Source organism: Thiopseudomonas acetoxidans (genome assembly GCF_030362935.1).
GTDB lineage: Bacteria > Pseudomonadota > Gammaproteobacteria > Pseudomonadales > Pseudomonadaceae > Thiopseudomonas > Thiopseudomonas acetoxidans.
In genome coordinates this window covers 15,810-33,484 of the sequence record NZ_JAUCDY010000017.1, presented here as the reverse complement: position 1 = coordinate 33,484, position 17,675 = coordinate 15,810, and the positions used below count along the sequence as shown (strand labels likewise).

At 46.0% G+C, this 17,675-nt stretch carries 15 protein-coding genes; 5 read left to right on the top strand and 10 right to left on the bottom strand.

Annotation, left to right across the window (positions count from 1 at the left end; all coding sequences use genetic code 11):
* Nucleotides 1–33: 33 nt before the first annotated feature.
* A complete protein-coding gene (locus QEZ41_RS11245) occupies nt 34–651 on the bottom strand; it encodes a NapC/NirT family cytochrome c (protein WP_289411689.1) in 618 nt (205 codons plus the stop codon).
* An 84-nt stretch (nt 652–735) separates the two neighbouring features.
* Nucleotides 736–2,427 (bottom strand): cytochrome D1 domain-containing protein, encoded by a 1,692-nt coding sequence (locus QEZ41_RS11240; RefSeq protein ID WP_289411688.1) that lies wholly within the window; start codon nt 2,425–2,427, stop codon nt 736–738.
* A gap of 1,238 nt (nt 2,428–3,665) precedes the next feature.
* Here QEZ41_RS11240 and QEZ41_RS11235 point away from each other — a divergent pair.
* The 5 genes from QEZ41_RS11235 to QEZ41_RS11215 all read left to right on the top strand — a co-directional run bounded on the left by QEZ41_RS11235 (nt 3,666) and on the right by QEZ41_RS11215 (nt 9,435).
* Nucleotides 3,666–4,973: a nucleotide sugar dehydrogenase gene (locus tag QEZ41_RS11235; RefSeq protein WP_289411687.1), complete on the top strand. Its 1,308-nt coding sequence runs from the start codon at nt 3,666–3,668 to the stop codon at nt 4,971–4,973.
* 71 nt (nt 4,974–5,044) lie between these two features.
* Nucleotides 5,045–6,451, top strand: coding sequence for a Fic family protein (locus QEZ41_RS11230; protein WP_289411686.1), 1,407 nt, complete (start codon nt 5,045–5,047; stop codon nt 6,449–6,451).
* Nucleotides 6,444–7,574, top strand: coding sequence for a glycosyltransferase family 4 protein (locus QEZ41_RS11225; protein WP_289411685.1), 1,131 nt, complete (start codon nt 6,444–6,446; stop codon nt 7,572–7,574). The genes QEZ41_RS11230 and QEZ41_RS11225 overlap by 8 nt, the downstream gene beginning before the upstream one ends.
* Nucleotides 7,575–7,624: 50 nt before the next feature.
* Nucleotides 7,625–8,686, top strand: a complete 1,062-nt coding sequence (locus QEZ41_RS11220) for a PDDEXK nuclease domain-containing protein (protein WP_289411684.1) — start codon at nt 7,625–7,627, stop codon at nt 8,684–8,686.
* A gap of 11 nt (nt 8,687–8,697) precedes the next feature.
* Nucleotides 8,698–9,435, top strand: coding sequence for a Fic family protein (locus QEZ41_RS11215; protein ID WP_289411683.1), 738 nt, complete (start codon nt 8,698–8,700; stop codon nt 9,433–9,435).
* Nucleotides 9,436–9,539: 104 nt separating this feature from the next.
* Here QEZ41_RS11215 and QEZ41_RS11210 read toward each other — a convergent pair whose 3' ends face one another.
* The 8 genes from QEZ41_RS11210 to QEZ41_RS11175 form a co-directional block, all read right to left on the bottom strand.
* Nucleotides 9,540–10,610 (bottom strand): glycosyltransferase family 4 protein, encoded by a 1,071-nt coding sequence (locus tag QEZ41_RS11210; protein ID WP_289411682.1) that lies wholly within the window; start codon nt 10,608–10,610, stop codon nt 9,540–9,542.
* Between the two features lie 40 nt (nt 10,611–10,650).
* Complete coding sequence (glf, locus tag QEZ41_RS11205; RefSeq protein ID WP_289411681.1) at nt 10,651–11,733, bottom strand: UDP-galactopyranose mutase; 1,083 nt, start codon at nt 11,731–11,733, stop codon at nt 10,651–10,653.
* Nucleotides 11,734–11,764: 31 nt separating this feature from the next.
* Nucleotides 11,765–12,754, bottom strand: a complete 990-nt coding sequence (locus QEZ41_RS11200) for a capsular polysaccharide synthesis protein (protein WP_289411680.1) — start codon at nt 12,752–12,754, stop codon at nt 11,765–11,767.
* 2 nt (nt 12,755–12,756) lie between these two features.
* Nucleotides 12,757–13,365 (bottom strand): hypothetical protein, encoded by a 609-nt coding sequence (locus QEZ41_RS11195; RefSeq protein ID WP_289411679.1) that lies wholly within the window; start codon nt 13,363–13,365, stop codon nt 12,757–12,759.
* Nucleotides 13,365–13,904 carry a hypothetical protein gene (locus tag QEZ41_RS11190; RefSeq protein ID WP_289411678.1) on the bottom strand — a complete coding sequence of 180 codons (540 nt, stop codon included), beginning with the start codon at nt 13,902–13,904 and terminating at the stop codon, nt 13,365–13,367. Before QEZ41_RS11190 ends, QEZ41_RS11195 begins: the two co-directional genes overlap by 1 nt.
* Nucleotides 13,905–13,916: 12 nt before the next feature.
* The gene (locus QEZ41_RS11185; RefSeq protein ID WP_289411677.1) at nt 13,917–15,635 is read right to left on the bottom strand and encodes an ABC transporter ATP-binding protein; all 1,719 of its coding nucleotides are present in this window, start codon (nt 15,633–15,635) and stop codon (nt 13,917–13,919) included.
* Between the two features lie 66 nt (nt 15,636–15,701).
* Nucleotides 15,702–16,202: an Abi family protein gene (locus QEZ41_RS11180; RefSeq protein WP_289411676.1), complete on the bottom strand. Its 501-nt coding sequence runs from the start codon at nt 16,200–16,202 to the stop codon at nt 15,702–15,704.
* A gap of 283 nt (nt 16,203–16,485) precedes the next feature.
* The gene (locus QEZ41_RS11175) at nt 16,486–17,634 is read right to left on the bottom strand and encodes a Fic family protein (RefSeq protein WP_289411675.1); all 1,149 of its coding nucleotides are present in this window, start codon (nt 17,632–17,634) and stop codon (nt 16,486–16,488) included.
* Nucleotides 17,635–17,675: the final 41 nt, after the last annotated feature.

Sequence of the window (17,675 nt, the reverse complement as noted above, 5' to 3'; positions counted from 1 at the left end):
GCTTACTCCCCAATTGATTACCTGTCTTGCTTTTTAATCATAATCTTCATCAGTCATTCCTTCAGGCAAATGGTGAGCAATGCCTTTATGACAGTCGATGCAAGTCATATTTTCAGCCAGCGCCATTTCATGTTGCTTGCGTGCACGCTGCTTCTGCGTTTCGATATTCATACTTTCAAGACTATGGCAGTTTCTACATTCACGAGAATCTGAAGCTTTCATGCGCTTCCACTCGCTGCGGGCCAGGGTTAAACGCTTGGCTTCGAATTTCTCAGGTGTATCAATCGTGCCTACTAACTTACCCCAGAGTTCTCTTGATGCCTCTATCTTGCGCACCATTTTGTAGCCCCATTCCTTAGGTACGTGACAATCGGGGCAAGTAGCTCGTACACCGGTACGGTTAGTGTAGTGAATTGTTTCTTTGTATTCTGGATAAACGTTATCGCGCATTTCATGACAAGAGAGACAGAACTCCTCGGTATTGGTCATTTCCAATGCGGTGTTAAAGCCACCCCAGAAAAGTACCCCGGCAATAATACCTACCACTAGTATGCTGGCTAAAGAGTAATGCACGTTTGGGCGACATAGGTATGCAAAAAACCCAGTCCGCTGCTGCGACTCCTGCGTGTTTCTGCTGTCTTGATCTGCCATTTGCTTTTTCCTTTCCTGTTCCACCCCCACCCCGCATGAATCTGCGAAGTGGGGGGGGGATATTTAGCAGTTCAACTGAACCAGTTAGTAAACGTCAAACATGGTGTTGTAAAGGTTAAACTTACCAGTCGGAGTAATGATTTCTGGACTCGTGATAACAGACTTCACTTTCAGCGTCTTATCGTCATAAATAACGATTGCTGACTGATCCGCTTTACCACCCCATAGTGAGATCCAAACCTCGTCACCCGCTTGGTTGTATTCTGGCTGTACAGCGCGGCGAATTGCTTTGCCTTCTGGTAAACCAGAATCTTTACCAACGTTCAGCACCCGTGGCTCTTTGCTCAAGTCGTTTAAGTCAAACACATAAACAGACTCAGCGATTTCACGCTCTGGGTTCATAGGAGCATCAGCCCAGAAGTTTTTAGATTTAGGGTGGGTTTTAACAAACAAGTTACCCGCGCCTGGCATCTTCAACTCTTGAACAACTTTCCAGTTATGTTTTTTGTATTTAGCGTTCTTTTTCTCTTCCGATGGGGTTGAGATTAAAGAAACTACGTCATCACCAAGGTGACCCGTAGACCATACCGGTCCAAACTCTGGGTGAGTGAAGTTCGCACCACGGCCCGGGTGAGGAATTTTCGCTGTATCAACAATAGCCGCCAGCTTACCCGTCTTAGTATCAACCGCAGCAACTTGGTTAGAAGCGTTAGCTGCCACTAAGAAGTAACGGTGCGATGCATCCCAACCACCATCATGCAGGAACTTGGACGATGCAATCGCGGTAGACTTCAAGTTGTCTAAGTCGGTGTAGTCAACCAACAAAATCTGCCCAGTTTCCTTAACACTCACTACCCACTCAGGCTTGAGCGGGTTAGCAACGATAGAGGCAACACGTGGCTCTGGGTGATACTCACCATCAACGGTCTGGCCACGTGTGGAGACAACTTTAATCGGCTCCAAGGTCAAGCCATCCACGATACTGTACTGTGGTGGCCAGTAGGTACCACCTATCAGATACTTGTCTTCGTACCCCTTGTACTTGGACACGTCAACCGAACGCATGTCAGAACCAAAGCGTACAGTCGCAACAGTCATCGGCTCTTCAGGCCACAGGTCAATAATGGTAGTCAAACCGTCACGACCGGTGGTATACACGTAGCGACCTGATGCGGAAAAACGTGAAATGTGTACGGCATAACCACTTTCCAAGATCTTCCAGACTTTGTGTGTGTCACCGTCAATCAACGCCAACTTACCCGCATCACGTAAAGTAACTGCGAATACGTTTTTCAAGTTGATTTTATTCATCTGTTTCGTAACACGCTCAGACAACGGAACAATGAGGTTCCAGCTGTCTTTCATGTCTTGCAGGGAGAACTCCGGCGGAATCGGTGGCTCATGTTGAAGATAGCGGGCCATCATGTTGATTTCTTCTGGAGTCAGGATGTCGTCATAGTTAACCATCCCGCCTTCAGTACCGTAGGCAATGATATTTTCTAGACGCTTAGTACCCAAACGCAGTGTTCCGCCTTCGAGTTTACTGCCATCTGGCTGGGTTATTGACCAGTTCGGCTCTAGGTTTTTACCTGTAGCACCTTTACGCAAAACACCGTGACAACCGGCGCAACGCTCGAAATAAATCAGTTTTGCAGCCTCTTTTTCTGCATCAGTCATTGCTGGTGCAGTGGAAGCATTAGCTTGAGATACTGCTAACCCAAGCAGTGAGAAAGCAGCGATAAAGCCTGCTTTTGAGATCTTACCAGCGATAGTCATACGATCTTTCCTTGGAAGCATTCTTGGCTTCTTCAGAGTATTAGAAGGATGGTTATTTGGCATTTTGGATAGCTCCCTAGACAGAGGTTTTAATCGTTTTATCTGTAAAATGCGCTTGCATAGTAGCCAGCATACAAACCTAAAACACATGACTTAAATCAAGAACTTTTTGTGCAAGCATTAGCCATCACTCACTTTTTTATGATAGGAAATAAGCCCAATAAAGCCTGCCAAAAGCCCTATTTTAAATGCGCCTTTACGCCCAGTTAATCTATGATTTCTACGCTTTGCAAAGACCCAAGCACGCCTAAATAACACCCCGCAAATAACTCCTTTACCCAGTTACAGAAAACCCATTCAGCACCTACAGTTCGCTATCCAAACCGTACAAAATCAGACTTGATGCAAATATAATTAAATTAAAGCTTAAATGTTTTACAAGCATCTAAAGGCTCTAGAGCGCCAATACCACGAAGTCAGGCCACAACAAAAACTGTAAAATAACTGTGCGCTTACAGAGATAATCCCTATAAATAAGAGCGCCCCAACGCTGTACAATTGACTGTTACTGATAGAACAAAACAGCGCTGACTTAGGTTGTTTTTATCCACTTAGAATATTTTTTAAATCAGCTTTTCAACAATGAATAACTCTATTATATAAAGAGCATTAGCCTTGATATTAAGCGTTAAAAACCCCGCTCAAAGGTGGCGGTATAACGATGCACTCTATTCAGCCTGTAAGGCCTACTTTAGAGCGGTTTAAGCCTTAACTTTAGAAAAACTAAGGTTCCTGCAAGTATCAGCATAAAATGCAGCTTCATCCGATGTGTTTTTGTGAGGTTATTTCGTAATTGTGTCGAGCAGCTCCATACTTAACTAAACTGGCTCTTCGCATTTAAGGGTGTAGAAAAATCTGGGCAGCTGGAAAAATTGTCGAGGAACTTGGAAAATGTAAGCTTCTACAAGAGCTTTGCCAAGCGACCGGCTGCGTGCAAACCGCCTTGCTTTACTGTGGGATTGCGGGATTGTGGGCCTGTGGAATTGTGGAATTGTGGAATTGTGGGAGCGCAACTTTTGCGCGATTAGATTATCCGGCAACGCCTGTATTAGCTTATAGCCAGCTTCGCCCAGTATCACTTAAATCGAGTCACAACTTAGCGCTGTGTAACAAACTCTCGGCGTTAAATGTGGCATTATTGCCAAATTAACTTTCTTTAACGATAAGGCACGTGTTCGATGAATGCTTTGGATGGCTTAAAGCAACGCATAGCCAGCAAAACAGCGGTGGTTGGCGTCTATGGGTTGGGCTACGTCGGCTTGCCACTGGCGCTGCGCTTTAGCGAAGTGGGTATCAAGGTTGTTGGTTTTGATATTGATGAGTCTAAAGTCACCCGCTTAAATAATGGCAAAAGCTACATCGAGCGCTTACAGGCGCAAGAGATTATTGCCGCGCAACAGAATGGCTTTGAAGCGACCAGTGATTTTTCACGCACGCAAGAAGTGGATGCCCTGATCATTTGCGTACCGACTCCTTTAAATGTCTATCGTGAACCTGATTTAAGTTATGTCGAAAATACCCTTGCATCTATCTTGCCGTATTTCAAAGCAGGTCAGTTATTAAGCCTAGAGAGCACAACTTGGCCGGGCACCACTGAAGAAATTCTTGCACCAGCTCTAAAAAGCCAAGGTTTTATACCCGGTGAAAACTGCGCGCTAGTCTTTTCACCTGAGCGAGAAGACCCAGGCAACACAACATACAGCACCAAGGATATTCCCAAAGTCATTGGCGGCATGACACCCAATTGCCTTGAACTCGGCACTCAGCTCTACCAGCATGCAATTAAGCAAATGGTTCCGGTCAGCACGCCGCGCGCTGCGGAAATGACCAAACTATTGGAAAACATCCACCGTGCCGTCAACATCGGTCTGGTCAACGAAATGAAAATCGTCGCCGATAAAATGGGCATCAACATCCACGAAGTGATCCAGGCCGCCGCCACCAAGCCCTTTGGTTTTGTACCCTACACACCAGGGCCGGGCCTGGGCGGGCACTGTATCCCCATCGACCCCTTCTACCTGACGTGGAAAGCTCGTGAGTACGGCATCAACACCCGCTTTATCGAACTGGCCGGCGAGATCAACCACTACATGCCACGCTGGGTTGTGCAAAAAGTTGCTGATGCATTGAATGAGAAAGAAAAAGCCATCAAAGGCAGCAAGATTCTTATTCTGGGCTTGAGTTATAAGAAAAACATCGACGACACCCGCGAATCGCCTGCGGTAGAGATCATGGCGCTGCTTGAAGAAAAAGGCGCGCAAATTGCGTATTCTGATCCACATGTGCCGGTGTTTCCCAGTAAACGGGATTACAGCTTTGATCTGGACTCGGTTGAACTCAGCGCCGCCCATATCGCCAGCTATGACTGTATTCTAATTGCCACTGACCATGATGCTTTTGATTACGGCCAGCTCGTGCAGCACGCTCGCCTCATTGTCGATACACGGGGCAGGCTGCAACCAGCTGAGAATGTGGTTAGTGCCTGAGAGCTATTTAAGGCAAATTTTGGCGGGAGCGGAAGCCATTGGGGCTATAGGAAATTGCTAGGGAACAGGCCATGTTTACAGAAAGCCAAACACTTGAATTTAAACGTATCTGGAAAGATGACTACCTCAAAACCATTTGCGCTTTTGCCAATGGTGAAGGCGGTCAGCTTTTAATTGGCGTGAATGACGAAGGTGAAATCATTGGCATAGACAACAGCAAACAGCTGCTGGAAACCCTGCCCAACAAAATCAACAGCAAGCTCGGTTTGCTGGTTGACGTAATCCCGCACGAAAAAGGCCAAAAAATTTATTTGGAAATAGATGTACAAAGCACACTGGCCCCCGTTTCCTACGCCGGAAAGTTTTATAAGCGCAGCGGCAGCAACACCATCGAACTTGCCAGCGGCAATCTGAACCAGTTTTTGCTGAAAAAATACGGTAAAACCTGGGACGATATTGCCGAAGAGCGTTTTTCCATAGAAGACATCGACCTGCCCACCGTAGAGCGGTTCAAACGCCTGGCCCAGGACCGGGTGCCAGGCATTCTGGAAGAGCAAAACCTGGAAAGCCTGCTGCGCAAGCTCAACCTGTACGAAGGCAACGAGCTTAAACGCGCCGCCATTTTACTGTTCGGGAAAAACCCACAGCAGTTCTATATCCAGTCGCACTCCAAAATAGGCCGGTTTTTGTCCGAAACCGATGTGCAAAGCAGCGACATCATAGAAGGCAACCTGATCAACCAGGTTGACCTGATTATGGATGTGCTGCGCTTAAAGTATTTAAGAGCCTACATCTCCTACGAAGGCATGCACCGCCGCGAAACACTGGAATACCCTTACGATGCGCTGCGTGAAGCCATTATCAACGCACTGATTCATCGCGATTACACCGACACCTGCAACCTGCAAATTCGTGTATACGACGACAAACTGGTGATGTACAACGGCGCGACACTCAGCCGTGAAGTACCCATTGAGCTATTCGACCAGCCTCACCAGTCCAAGCCCTTTAACCCAACCATGGCCGCCGTGTTTTACAAGTGCGGTTTTATTGAAAACTGGGGGCGCGGCACGCTAAACATTATCGACTATTGCCTGGAAGCAGGCTTGCCCAAGCCTGAGTTTGCCTACACCTGGGGCGCGGTGAGGACGACTTTTTACAAAAAAACACAGCCGGCAGGACAAGTCACCGACCCAGTCGCGGGACAAGTGGCAGGACAAGTGGCAGGACAAGTGGCAGGACAAGTAAGCGCAGAGGTCTTGGCGCTGTTGCAAGTGATTCATGGCGAAATGAAACGAGCTGAAATTATGGAAAAACTCACCCTTTCAGGCCGTGGAAACTTCGTTAAGTTGTATCTGAGTCCCGCCCTTGCACTGGGCCTGATCGAAATGACACTTCCCGACAAACCCAACAGCCGTTTACAAAAATACCGGCTCACGGAACAGGGCAAGCAAACACTGGCAGCGCACCATGAATAAGCAACGAATCCTCATCATCACCCGCAACCTGCCGCCATTAGTGGGCGGTATGGAGCGTTTAAATTGGCACATGGCTGATGAGCTAAGTAAGTATGCTGAGGTTAAGGTTATTGGCCCTCAAGGTTCAGCTGAGCTGAAACCCCAGTCGGTTAGCTTAAGTGAAGCGCCTCTCAAGCCGTTGCCGCTGTTTCTATTTATTGCGGCCTGTAAAGCGGTGTGGTTTGCTTTGCGCTGGAAACCGGATGTGATTCTTGCCGGCAGTGGTTTGACTGCGCCTATCGCTTGGTTAGCAAGTAAGCTTTGTGGGGCTAAATCTGCAGCTTACTTACATGGCTTTGATATCACGGTTCAAGACAAAATTTACCAACGCCTGTGGACACCCACCTTTAAAAAGCTCGACCGCATCATCGTCAACAGCACGCCCACCAAACAACTGGCATTTGCAGCCGGTGTGCCAGAAACGAAAATCAGTATTGTGTATCCGGGAGTGAGCTTGCCAGAGCACGCACAGCCTGATGCGGCCATTGCAGCATTCAGGCAACAGCATGGGCTAGTGGGCAAAAAAATCATGCTTTCGGTCGGGCGACTGACCACTCGCAAAGGATTGAAAGAGTTTGTCGAACAGGCACTGCCAGCCATCGTGCAGCAGGTGCCGGAAGCGGTTTTGGTAATCGTCGGCGAAGCGCCGAAAAACTCGCTGGGTGCGGGGATTCAAAACCGGGAAGAAATCGAACAGGCTGCCGCACAGCAAGGTGTTAGCGAGCACATCAAGTTTCTGGGTGTGATTACGGATAAAACCCAACTGGCTACAGCGTATGAAGCCGCAGACGTACATGTGTTTCCCGTTCGGCATATCCCCGATGACCCCGAAGGCTTTGGCATGGTCGCCATCGAAGCCGCCGCCCACGGCCTGCCGACTGTTGCTTTTGCTACCGGTGGCATTGTCGATGCCGTGGCGCATGGGCAGTCTGGCTATCTGGTTGAAAAGGACGATTACCCCGCGCTGGCGGAACAAACTGTCCATGCGCTAAACAGCCCATTGGCTAGTGAGGGCGCAACCGAGTTTGCACAAAATTTTGCCTGGGATAAGTTTGGCATCAAAATCGCCGAAACTTGTCGGTAGCCCACAGTTAATGCAAGGTCGTACCTAACTCACAACAAAAGGATTACGCTGTGTTACAACATTCAAGTGATTACCTGGACTGGCTGAACAATATCAAACAGCGTGTTGTTGCTGCGCGCATGCGTGTGGCGCTGGCTGCCAATAGCGAGTTGATTCGCTTCTATTGGGAGCTAGGTAGTCAGATTGACGAAAAGCAACAGTATAGCCAGTGGGGCGACAAGATTATTCAGCAGTTGTCGGCCGACTTACAAAAAGAGTTTCCTGAAATCAAGGGGTTCTCAACGACCAATCTCAAGTACTGCTTACGCTTCTATCAGTTTTTTGCTGAGTTACAACCCAGCCCATTTGGTCAACAGCCTGTTGACCAAATCCCCTGGGGCCACAACATCCAGATTTTCACCAAATGTACCAGCCTGGAAGAAGCCAGTTTTTATATCAGCCAAACCCTGGAGCAAGGCTGGAGCCGTGATGTACTGGCTTTACAGCTCAAGTCTCGCCTACACGAGCGAGCCGGAAAAACCATCAGTAATTTTTCCCGGACATTGCCTGCGCCTCAATCGGACCTGGCGCAGCAAACCCTGAAAGACCCCTACATTTTTGATTTTATGCAGCTCACTACCTCCTTCAACGAGCGGGATGTCGAGCAGCAGCTTACCCGGCATTTGACTCAGTTTTTACTAGAGCTGGGCAAAGGCTTTGCATTTGTTGGTCGTCAATACCATCTGGAAATTGCAGATAACGATTACTATCTGGACTTGCTCTTCTATCACATCACCTTGAAATGCTATGTGGTTATAGAACTAAAAAATAAAAAATTTATTCCAGAGTACGCAGGTAAACTAAATTTTTATCTATCCGCTGTTGATAGCCTACTTAAAAAAGACGACGATCAACCCAGCATCGGACTGTTACTGTGTCGCGACAAAAGCAATATCGAAGTTGAATTTGCCTTGCGTGACATGAACAAGCCCATGGGCGTGAGTGAATATAACCTGGTAGAAAGCTTGCCCGACAATCTAAAAGGGGCACTGCCAACCGTCGAAGAAATCGAACGGGACTTGCTACAAATGCAGGAAGACAATCTTGCCTCCAATTCATTGTCCAGACGATAAAGGATCACACCATGCTCAACCAGATTGACAACCTCAAAGCCCGGCTTGACCAGCACCGGCCATTGCCGCCTGCCCTGGTTAGCAATCTGCGCGAGAACCTCATCCTCAACTGGACGTTCCACAGCAACGCCATCGAGGGAAACACCCTGACCCTGAAAGAAACCAGAGTCGCCCTGGAAGGCATTACCGTCGGCGGCAAAACCCTGCGCGAACACTTTGAAGCCATCAACCACCGCGATGCCATTTTGCTATTGGAAGAGCAGGTTCAGCAGCAAAGCCCGGTGACAGAGTGGCTGATCAAGTCCCTGCACCAGCGGGTGCTGAAAAATATTGATGCAGACAACGCTGGTCGCTATCGCAGCACCAACGTGCTGATTGCAGGGGCCACACACCGCCCGCCAACTGCCCTGCAAGTGCCACAGCTGATGGAGCAATTCATTACCGGCTTGCAGCAACAAGCCCACAGCCTGCACCCCGTCGAACTTGCCGCCCGCGCCCATGCCGATCTGGTCAAAATCCATCCTTTTACTGACGGTAATGGCCGCACTTCGCGCTTGTTAATGAACCTGATTCTGCTACAGGCCGGGCTGCCGGCAGCGGTAATCAAAGTCGAGCAGCGGCTGGAGTACTACAGTGCGCTGGATAAAGCTCACACCACGGGCGACCATCAGGATTTTATTGAGCTGGTCGGGCGGTGCGTAGTGGAAGGGTTTGAGCCGTATTGGTGGGGCTTGGGTATTCAGGCATGAAAAAAATGAATATTCTTTTTATCGATAAACGCTTTAACACCAATCGTGATGCCTCTGGTGGTTCTTGTTATTAAACACGCTATAAAAGTTTTGACTGAATAGATCTATAGATTAATCAGCTGACTTTCAAGTTGCACAATGATCTCCGCCCAATCTTTGATTGACTCACTTGGCAATAAACGATTTGCAAGCTGAAACTCTAGTGCTCGTATTAAATCGTTTGGATTTTTTTCCTCATATATGGCTGATGAAAGCTCATGCAGCACATGGGGCATCACACCAACATTAGCAGCTATCACTGGTAAACCACACGCCTGCATTTCATAAGCTTTTTGCGGAAAGCAGTAACGTCCAAATGGTGTGTCGCGCAAATAAATAATTCCTACATCTAGTGCGGCAAATAACTTGGCTGTATCGCTATGACTCAACATACCTAGATAATGTACGCGCTCATGCTGGGGAGGGGCCAAAGAAGTGTCAGCAGGGCCAGCCAATACTAAATGTATATGTGGATGAGTGTGCTGAAGCACATCCCATGCCTGGTAAATATCACCAACACCACGGTCTGCCATCAGCCCGCCTGCGGTCCCGATTAAAATTGCATCCTCGGGTAACCCCAGTATAGAGCGGCACTCAAGCTTGTCTTGTGTCCGAAAAATATTGGTATCAACTGTGCTTGGCATTGTAATCACGGAGCCCGTTGCCTGATAGTCAGTTATTACCTTCATACGTAATGGCTCGCTGGTCGTTAAAACAAGACCTGCATGCCGCACAGCACGACGTAAAGCGGGCACAAAACCCGGAATACGGGCTTGGCCAAAGCCTTCAAAATTGTCATAAAGATCGGCTACAAACGGAATATCAAGTCGATTGGATAACCAACCTCCCAAAACGACATGCGGAATATCCGAAGCAGCAATAATGATATCCGGCTGAAACTCCTTCAGTGCGTGCAGCATCGCTAACGGATATCCCAGCAATTCAGGAAATTTCAGCTTACCAAGACCGCGTGAATACCAGCGTAGGCTGCCCGGCTCGGTTTTGTGCTGCCAAGTACCTTGCTCCGATTCTTGGTAGCTCAAACAGTACCCGCGTACTTCATGGCCCAGTCGTGCTAGCTGATAAGGTATTTCATAAAGCCGCGCATAACGGTCAAGAATTACATCTTTGCTCATGTAGCGCCGTTTACACAGAAAAGCGATGCGCATATTTTAATTACCCTATAATTTTTTTAGCAGCGACTAGTGCAGCCGCTACCACCTGATCCATATTGTAATAACGATATTGTGCCAGCCGACCGACAAAGGTTACGCCCTGTTCAGTTTCAGCTAAAGTAGCATAGCGTTTGTACAAGGCTTCATTTGCATCACTGGGTATAGGGTAATAAGGATCACCTTGTGCCTGTGGATACTCGCGCACAATCGAAGTGCCAGGATGTTTCTGCCCTGTCAAGTGCTTGAATTCGGTAATTCGCGTATAAGCATGATCATTAGGAAAGTTAACCGTACCTACTTCTTGATACTGCTGGGTATCGGGTATATGTTCATGCTCAAAACTCAGAGAACGATAAGGCAGGCGACCAAAACAGTAATTAAAATAGGCATCAATAGGTCCGGTATAAACAACGTGCTCCCATTGTTCTTTTTCCTTGATATCAGCGAAGTCAACGCCGAGCTCAACTGTTATATTTGGATGATCAAGCATGCGCTCGAACATTTTTGTATACCCATGCAAAGGCATGGCTTGGTAGGTGTCGGTGAAATATCGATCATCTGTATTGGTGCGGACGGGGATCCGTGCCGCCACCCCTGCCTTTAGCTCCGAAGGTTCCATCCCCCATTGTTTACGCGTGTAGTTTAAAAAAAACTTCTCATAGAGATCACGCCCGACCGAATTTAAGACTACATCTTCACTGGTGCGCACAGGTTCGCGTGGCTCGCGAACCTGCTCAAAAAAATTTTCAGCCCCGGCTTCGTCAAGGTTTAACCCGTATAGCAAATTGAGCGTGTCGCGGTTGATCGGGAAGGGATAATGCTTACCATCCACCGCTCCCAGCACACGATGCTCATAGGAGCGCCATTCGGTAAAACGGGACAAAAAATCCCAGACATGCTCACTGTTTGTATGAAAGATATGAGGGCCATAGCGATGCACCAAGACACCTTTATCATCAACTCCATCAAAAGCATTACCGCCAATATGGTTGCGACGGTCGATTTGGTGAATTTTATATCCACTATCAGCTAGCTTACGAGAAAGTGTGGCTCCCGCAAATCCTGCACCAACAACTAGCAGCATGATATATATCTCTTACGTTTAAGTTTTAGTTTTAGATTTCCAGATACTGACCAAACAAAGACTGTTTTTTAACACATGAGTATTTTAAGTACTCATCAACAAGACGTCTATTCCCCTTGGTTAGTTTGATTAACACAGGTAGATTATCAATAGATTTCTTTTTTCTTAGCAAAAGACTATTAGCTATTTTAAACGAACGAAGTGGCGGTTCAATCTGATACCTTAGCGAGTAGTAATCATCTTCTGAGTTTAATAGAAGAAGATTGCTACTATGACCATCTAGCATAACCTTTTGTGCCGATATATAACAAACTAGGTAGTCTATCAAGTCCTCATCTTTAGACATGAAGTTTTTCACGAGATCCCCATACTCAGGTGAATCCCTATAAAACCCCTTCCAATTACCACTCATAATTACATCCTGATGTTGTTTTCGCCACTTTATAATAAAGTCTTGATTTTTTTTTGCTGCAATAAATCCATTCTCCACAACTGGTCTTAGAGGATCTTTTTTATATTCTCCTGGGAACTCGTTATAAAACAGCATCACATCACCCAAGCGTTCCTTCATGATTGACAGCAGATCGGATATATCACTTGTTAAAAATATAGAATAATCCATCCATACGCCACCAAATCTTTCTAACAACATCAGTCTAACCAAGTCACTTTTAAGTTGTACTGGTACGTCTTCTGGAGTATCAGGAAAGTCAGGCAAATAATATTTAATATTCTCCGGTGTAACTAAGTTTAAATTAAATCCTTTAGTATTCTCTCGCCAAGATTTTTGACAAACAGACCCGCATAGTGACTCATCACCCTCCCAGTAACTCCATATTATTTTTGAAAACAATGATTCACTGGCTTGTTTTCCGTTATATATTTCAATAGTGCGAATTATATAATCTTTTAATTTCATTTTTTTTGCCGGACAAAAAATTATTATTACTCGATACAAAATATATTTGACTATTTTGCAGGAAAATATCCATTTAGTTATTTTATTTTCCAGTGTAACCATGCTTAAGGCCTCAATAATTTAATTAAATTATTTTTTAAACTATCAATATACCTTAATATCTCATTTTTTCTACTGGTCTTATACGCATGCAGCCAAAATTGATCATTATTTATCATGAAATCAGAGTAACCCCACCAAACATCATGAAAACGTCTCATGACATTATCCGGATGATAGCTCATTGTGATAAGATTTTTTGAGCTTTTATAGCCTAAACATTCTGCCCAAAAAGCCGGTGAGCAAAATTCCAAAAGTCTAACATGTAGATGATCCCATGGATTGCATATTGGCTTAAATAAATAAAAAGGTTTTTTGTTAAAAAACAAGGCCTCCTGACAAGTCCCTGATGAAATTGTTAGCGTTTCAAATGATAGGTCGCTAGCCAACAAGCTATAAGTGTCACCCTTAATAATCTGAGTTGAAAGCCTTGTATGCCTTTTTAATGCCCTGTACTCTTTTTTTGCAAACCTCATATCGTATGGATGCGGTTTGTATATCAGGTTTCTGGATCCAACAATTCTCTCAATATCCTCTAAAAAACAATCAACTTTCAAAATTCTTCCAGCCTCATCAATCAAGGAAGCATCGTTTTCTGTTTGGCCAATAAACACTACTGAGTTCTTAATATATTCTGATTTTTTTCTAGGTAACTTCCTTTGCTGAACAGCAGCAAAAAAAACCCAGCCTCCAGTCTTACTTCTTTTTCGTCAACATTAAAATATTTAGCATTTTTTAATGTCTCTATATTCCCATCAAGCACCAAATAAAGATCACGGCAAAATTTTATAGGGTTTATTCGTATAGAGACATATGGCAGATCATTATCTGATAATAGCTTCAATAACCATGGCGGCATTTCATATCCAATGATAAGCGTATTTTCAGGAATACTTTCAGAAAGATATTCTGCTGCTTTTTCAGAAACACCATTATAAACCTCATGCCAACTTTTATTTCCACATAAGCTATAAAACAAGCCTAGGCTAAATTCTTTTTTCAATCCGCGACAAACAGGAAACTCACTCAAATCTGGTATGACCAATCCTGTGGCCTGATATATGGGTTCCTTAATAATACTATATATGAATTTTCGCGACTCCAAAAAGCCATCTCTAAATAAGTCATCTAGCAAGCAAATTTGACTAAACATATATTGGCTCATTTAAATGCATTTATTAAATATGGTTATTATACTTTCTAACTGACTTAAGGTTTTTTCTCGATGCGCAATAATAACGATCGTTTTTTGCCCTGCCAAGGCATTCACGGCTTGATTCAGCGCGGCCTCGGTATCGTTATCCAATGCACTGGTTGCCTCATCCATCAACAACACCGGCGGATCACGATAGAGAGCGCGAGCAATACCAATCCGCTGCCTTTGCCCACCTGACATGCGTATACCCCGATCGCCAACCTTGCTTTGATATCCGTCCGGTAACTCGTTAACAATAAATTCATGAATTTGTGCAGCGCGGGCAGCGCGTTCGACGGCTTGCATATCGATCTGCCCGGCTGGCACGCCAAAGGCGATATTCTCGGCGATGCTGGTATCGGCCAAATAGATGTGTTGGGGTACATAGCCAATAGCGGCCTGCCAGTTTTGAATGTTGCTGCTGTCGATCACCTGTCCATCGACAGAGAGCGTGCCCGCCTGTGGCTCAAGCAGGCCCAGCAACAAATCCATGACGGTGCTTTTGCCGGCACCACTTTTGCCGATGATGCCGACGCTGGTGTTGGCTGGAATAACCAATTCAAAATCCTGCAAAACGGCTTTGTCTGGAGCAGACGGGTAGGCAAAGCGAATGCCTTGCAGACGAATTTCTTGTTGAGGAATAAGCGCTGTGGAAGCAGGGTGGTTTTCCTGGCGTGGCAAGCTCAGATGCTGGTGAATGGTGTCCAGTGCAGCGGATGAAAATTTTAGCTGGGCAAAGCCCCGATACATGATTTGCGCCGAAGGCAGCAGCCGATAGGCGGCAAAGCCATAGAGGCCCAGTACTGGTAGCACTTGGCCGATATCGTTACTTTGTTTCATTAAAATTAGCGCGAGGATAATTAGCCCGGTATAGCCGGCAGTTTCCACCATATACAGTGGTGACTGGCTCAGGGTTTCGGCATTGGCCTGATGGCGTGAGAAGTCACGGGAAGATTGGTTAAATTTTTGCTGGTAGGCTTCGACGGCATGGGTAATTTTTACATCCTTGATGCCGCCCAGTGCTTCATTACATGCCTGAAAGCGTTCACCATTGGCATTCTGTCTTGCTTGTCCAGTGTTACCAAGGCGCTTGCGCACTAAGACATAGATCGCTCCATACAGCAAGCCAATCATCAATGCTGCACTAATAGCAATCCATGGATTGTAAAAAAGCAAAAGCAACATCATGGCCAAAGCCACGGCACCTTGCGCAATTAATTGGGAGATGGGCTTGATAAGCCCGTTGTGCAGCTGATCAATCTCCGACAGCACATTACGGCTAAGCTCGGACGGGTTATAGCGTAGGAAAAACTCGTAAGGCTGGTGCAAGTAGCCCGACAGCAAACGTGCGCTGATGCTGTGACGCAGCAAAAATGTAAAACGGTTAACCAGATGCAGGGTAATGGTTTTAAAAGCGGATGAACCCACCACCAGCACAATGGAAGCAATACCCAACGCGGTGATGAACTCCTGATTACTGTTAAAAGCAAACCTGTTGTAGAGCCAAGTCAGTACGGCATTGTCTTGCACGATATCGGGCCGGGCCAGCACCGACAAAAACGGCATGATGGACACCACTCCGATGGTTTCTGCAAATGCCATTAGGATAACTAGAATAATCATACCTATAGCTTGACGTTTTTCCCGCGCGGCTAAGACTGCCCAGATTTTTTTTAAATCAGACTTCATTGCTTTTCCAAAGATATAAAATACTGTTAGTAGTAGATGTTTTTACTCTAAATTTTTTAAGCATCACTATTCTCTGTATTGTTTGTGCTTACTAGGGCTAGTCGCGAATCGCGACCAAAACGGATCGCTTTGCCAATCCTCTGGAAAGCCCATGTGCCAACGTGAGTCGTGTGGATAGCGATCAAGTAAGTCGATGAAGCGCTCTGCCCAGCGGCTTTTGGGTGAGACAACATTGAGTAAAGATTGCATAACAACTACGAACATATACAACCTGCGCTGTGGGGATATTGTTTGCTCAGGACTGTTTTGAAAAGGTGATGGAAGAGTATGTGCAATTATCGGCCACTGAGCTTGCACTTCTTTTGCTATCTCGGGACGGCTGCCAAACTCACGATTCCATACGCGTGAATGATGAGCACACATATTGCGTAAGTCAGATAAACGGAAATAGCCGATGTTTGATAAGTAACGTTTGGTTCGGTTTTCGTCAGGGATATGTAGTCCGCGCTCACGCAATAGGCTGATTTGTTGCTCTATCGTAAAGGAAGGTTTGCTGAATCCGTTCATTGATAAACACCAGAAATAAAAAACCCGCCAAAGTGTGCTTCAGGGAGAGGCATGGCGGGTGTGTTGCGATGGATAGTATTAACCACTATGTTAAGAGTCAATAAAAATGAGTAACGGCTGTTAACCTTGATGATTTCAGAGCAACTTAAACTCAAAGCATTCCAACCTGAGTGCTTAGAACTAAATGGCAAGATAAAGTCGTTTTTATCGCTATGCACTACTAATGGGTAGCGTATTAAGGGCGAGCCTGTAGTTGTTAAAAGGTGTGCCGTAACTGTCATGCTCAAGCCCCCGCCAATGCATCAGAAATAAAGCCTTCAGCCCGTAAGGCTGCGATAACGCCGCGAAGTAAGTAGCTGTTAGCAAAACCCACTGTGTACTGCCTAGCGTTTGGCTCTGTAGGTATGAGCATTTTAGCGTCTACCAGCTTGCTGATTTGGTACGTTCGTGCGCGAGTGGCTGGGATTACATTAGCAAAGTCGGCAGACTTAACCACTTGTTGATGAACTGTAATTTCTAACAAATCATGCTCAAGAGGTGTAATTAGCGCTCGCTCACGAGCATGCTTCAATGCAGGTAAGAAAATCTGCTTAGCAAGGTATTCATGCTGGGTTAGCTTTTCTAGCTTTTTTAGTTCCTCTAAAATTCCGCCAAGTACATACAAGCACCAGCTTTCCAACCCTTCAGGCGTACCAGCATCTGCTGCAGAGAGCATTTCATAGTACTTGTCGCGGTCATTGCAGAATACGGCCGTAGGATTGATCACTCTCCCCACAGAGGTCATGTTAAAGCCGTACTGGATTAGTTGTGCATAGGTGAGTAAGCGCACCACACGGCCATTTCCATTGCCAAATGGATGAATCCAACCAAAGCGATGATGAGCAATGGCCACTTTCATCAAATCGTATTTATCTGGATGAGGCTGGTTAATAAAAGCAACGAGCTCCTGCATATAAGCCGCTACTTGCAACGCATCAGGTGGCAGGTGGTTTGCTTGGGCAATCTTCACCGGATATGTGCGATAGGCACCTGGGGTTTTATCACCTTCGCGCTGTAAGTCGCTCACTGTCAAAGCGTGCAGCTCACGAATAAAATACTCTGTTAGCGCCTCACCTGGCTTTAGTGTTTGCTCGATAAAAGTCATGGCTTTTTCAATATTCATGATTTCGTGCAAATGGTCTTGCCCTCTGGCTTCATCTGCAACCACCTGCTCAATATAGTCAGCCAGCGTGGTGTGGTTTCCTTCAATACGGGCTGAGCCTAGGCTTTCTAAGAGATGGAAAATTTGCTTAATCTGCATAAATACCGCAGGCGCGGCAGTGCCAGACAGTTGAAGTCGTCGTAAATGCTCAAGCTCGGTGATGACATCCACCAGAGGTGAGTCAAAACTAGGATTGAGTAACGCTAGGTCGTAATGTGTAAATGTAGGCATATTATCTACATCCTTTATTTTTATTATCTACAATAAAATCG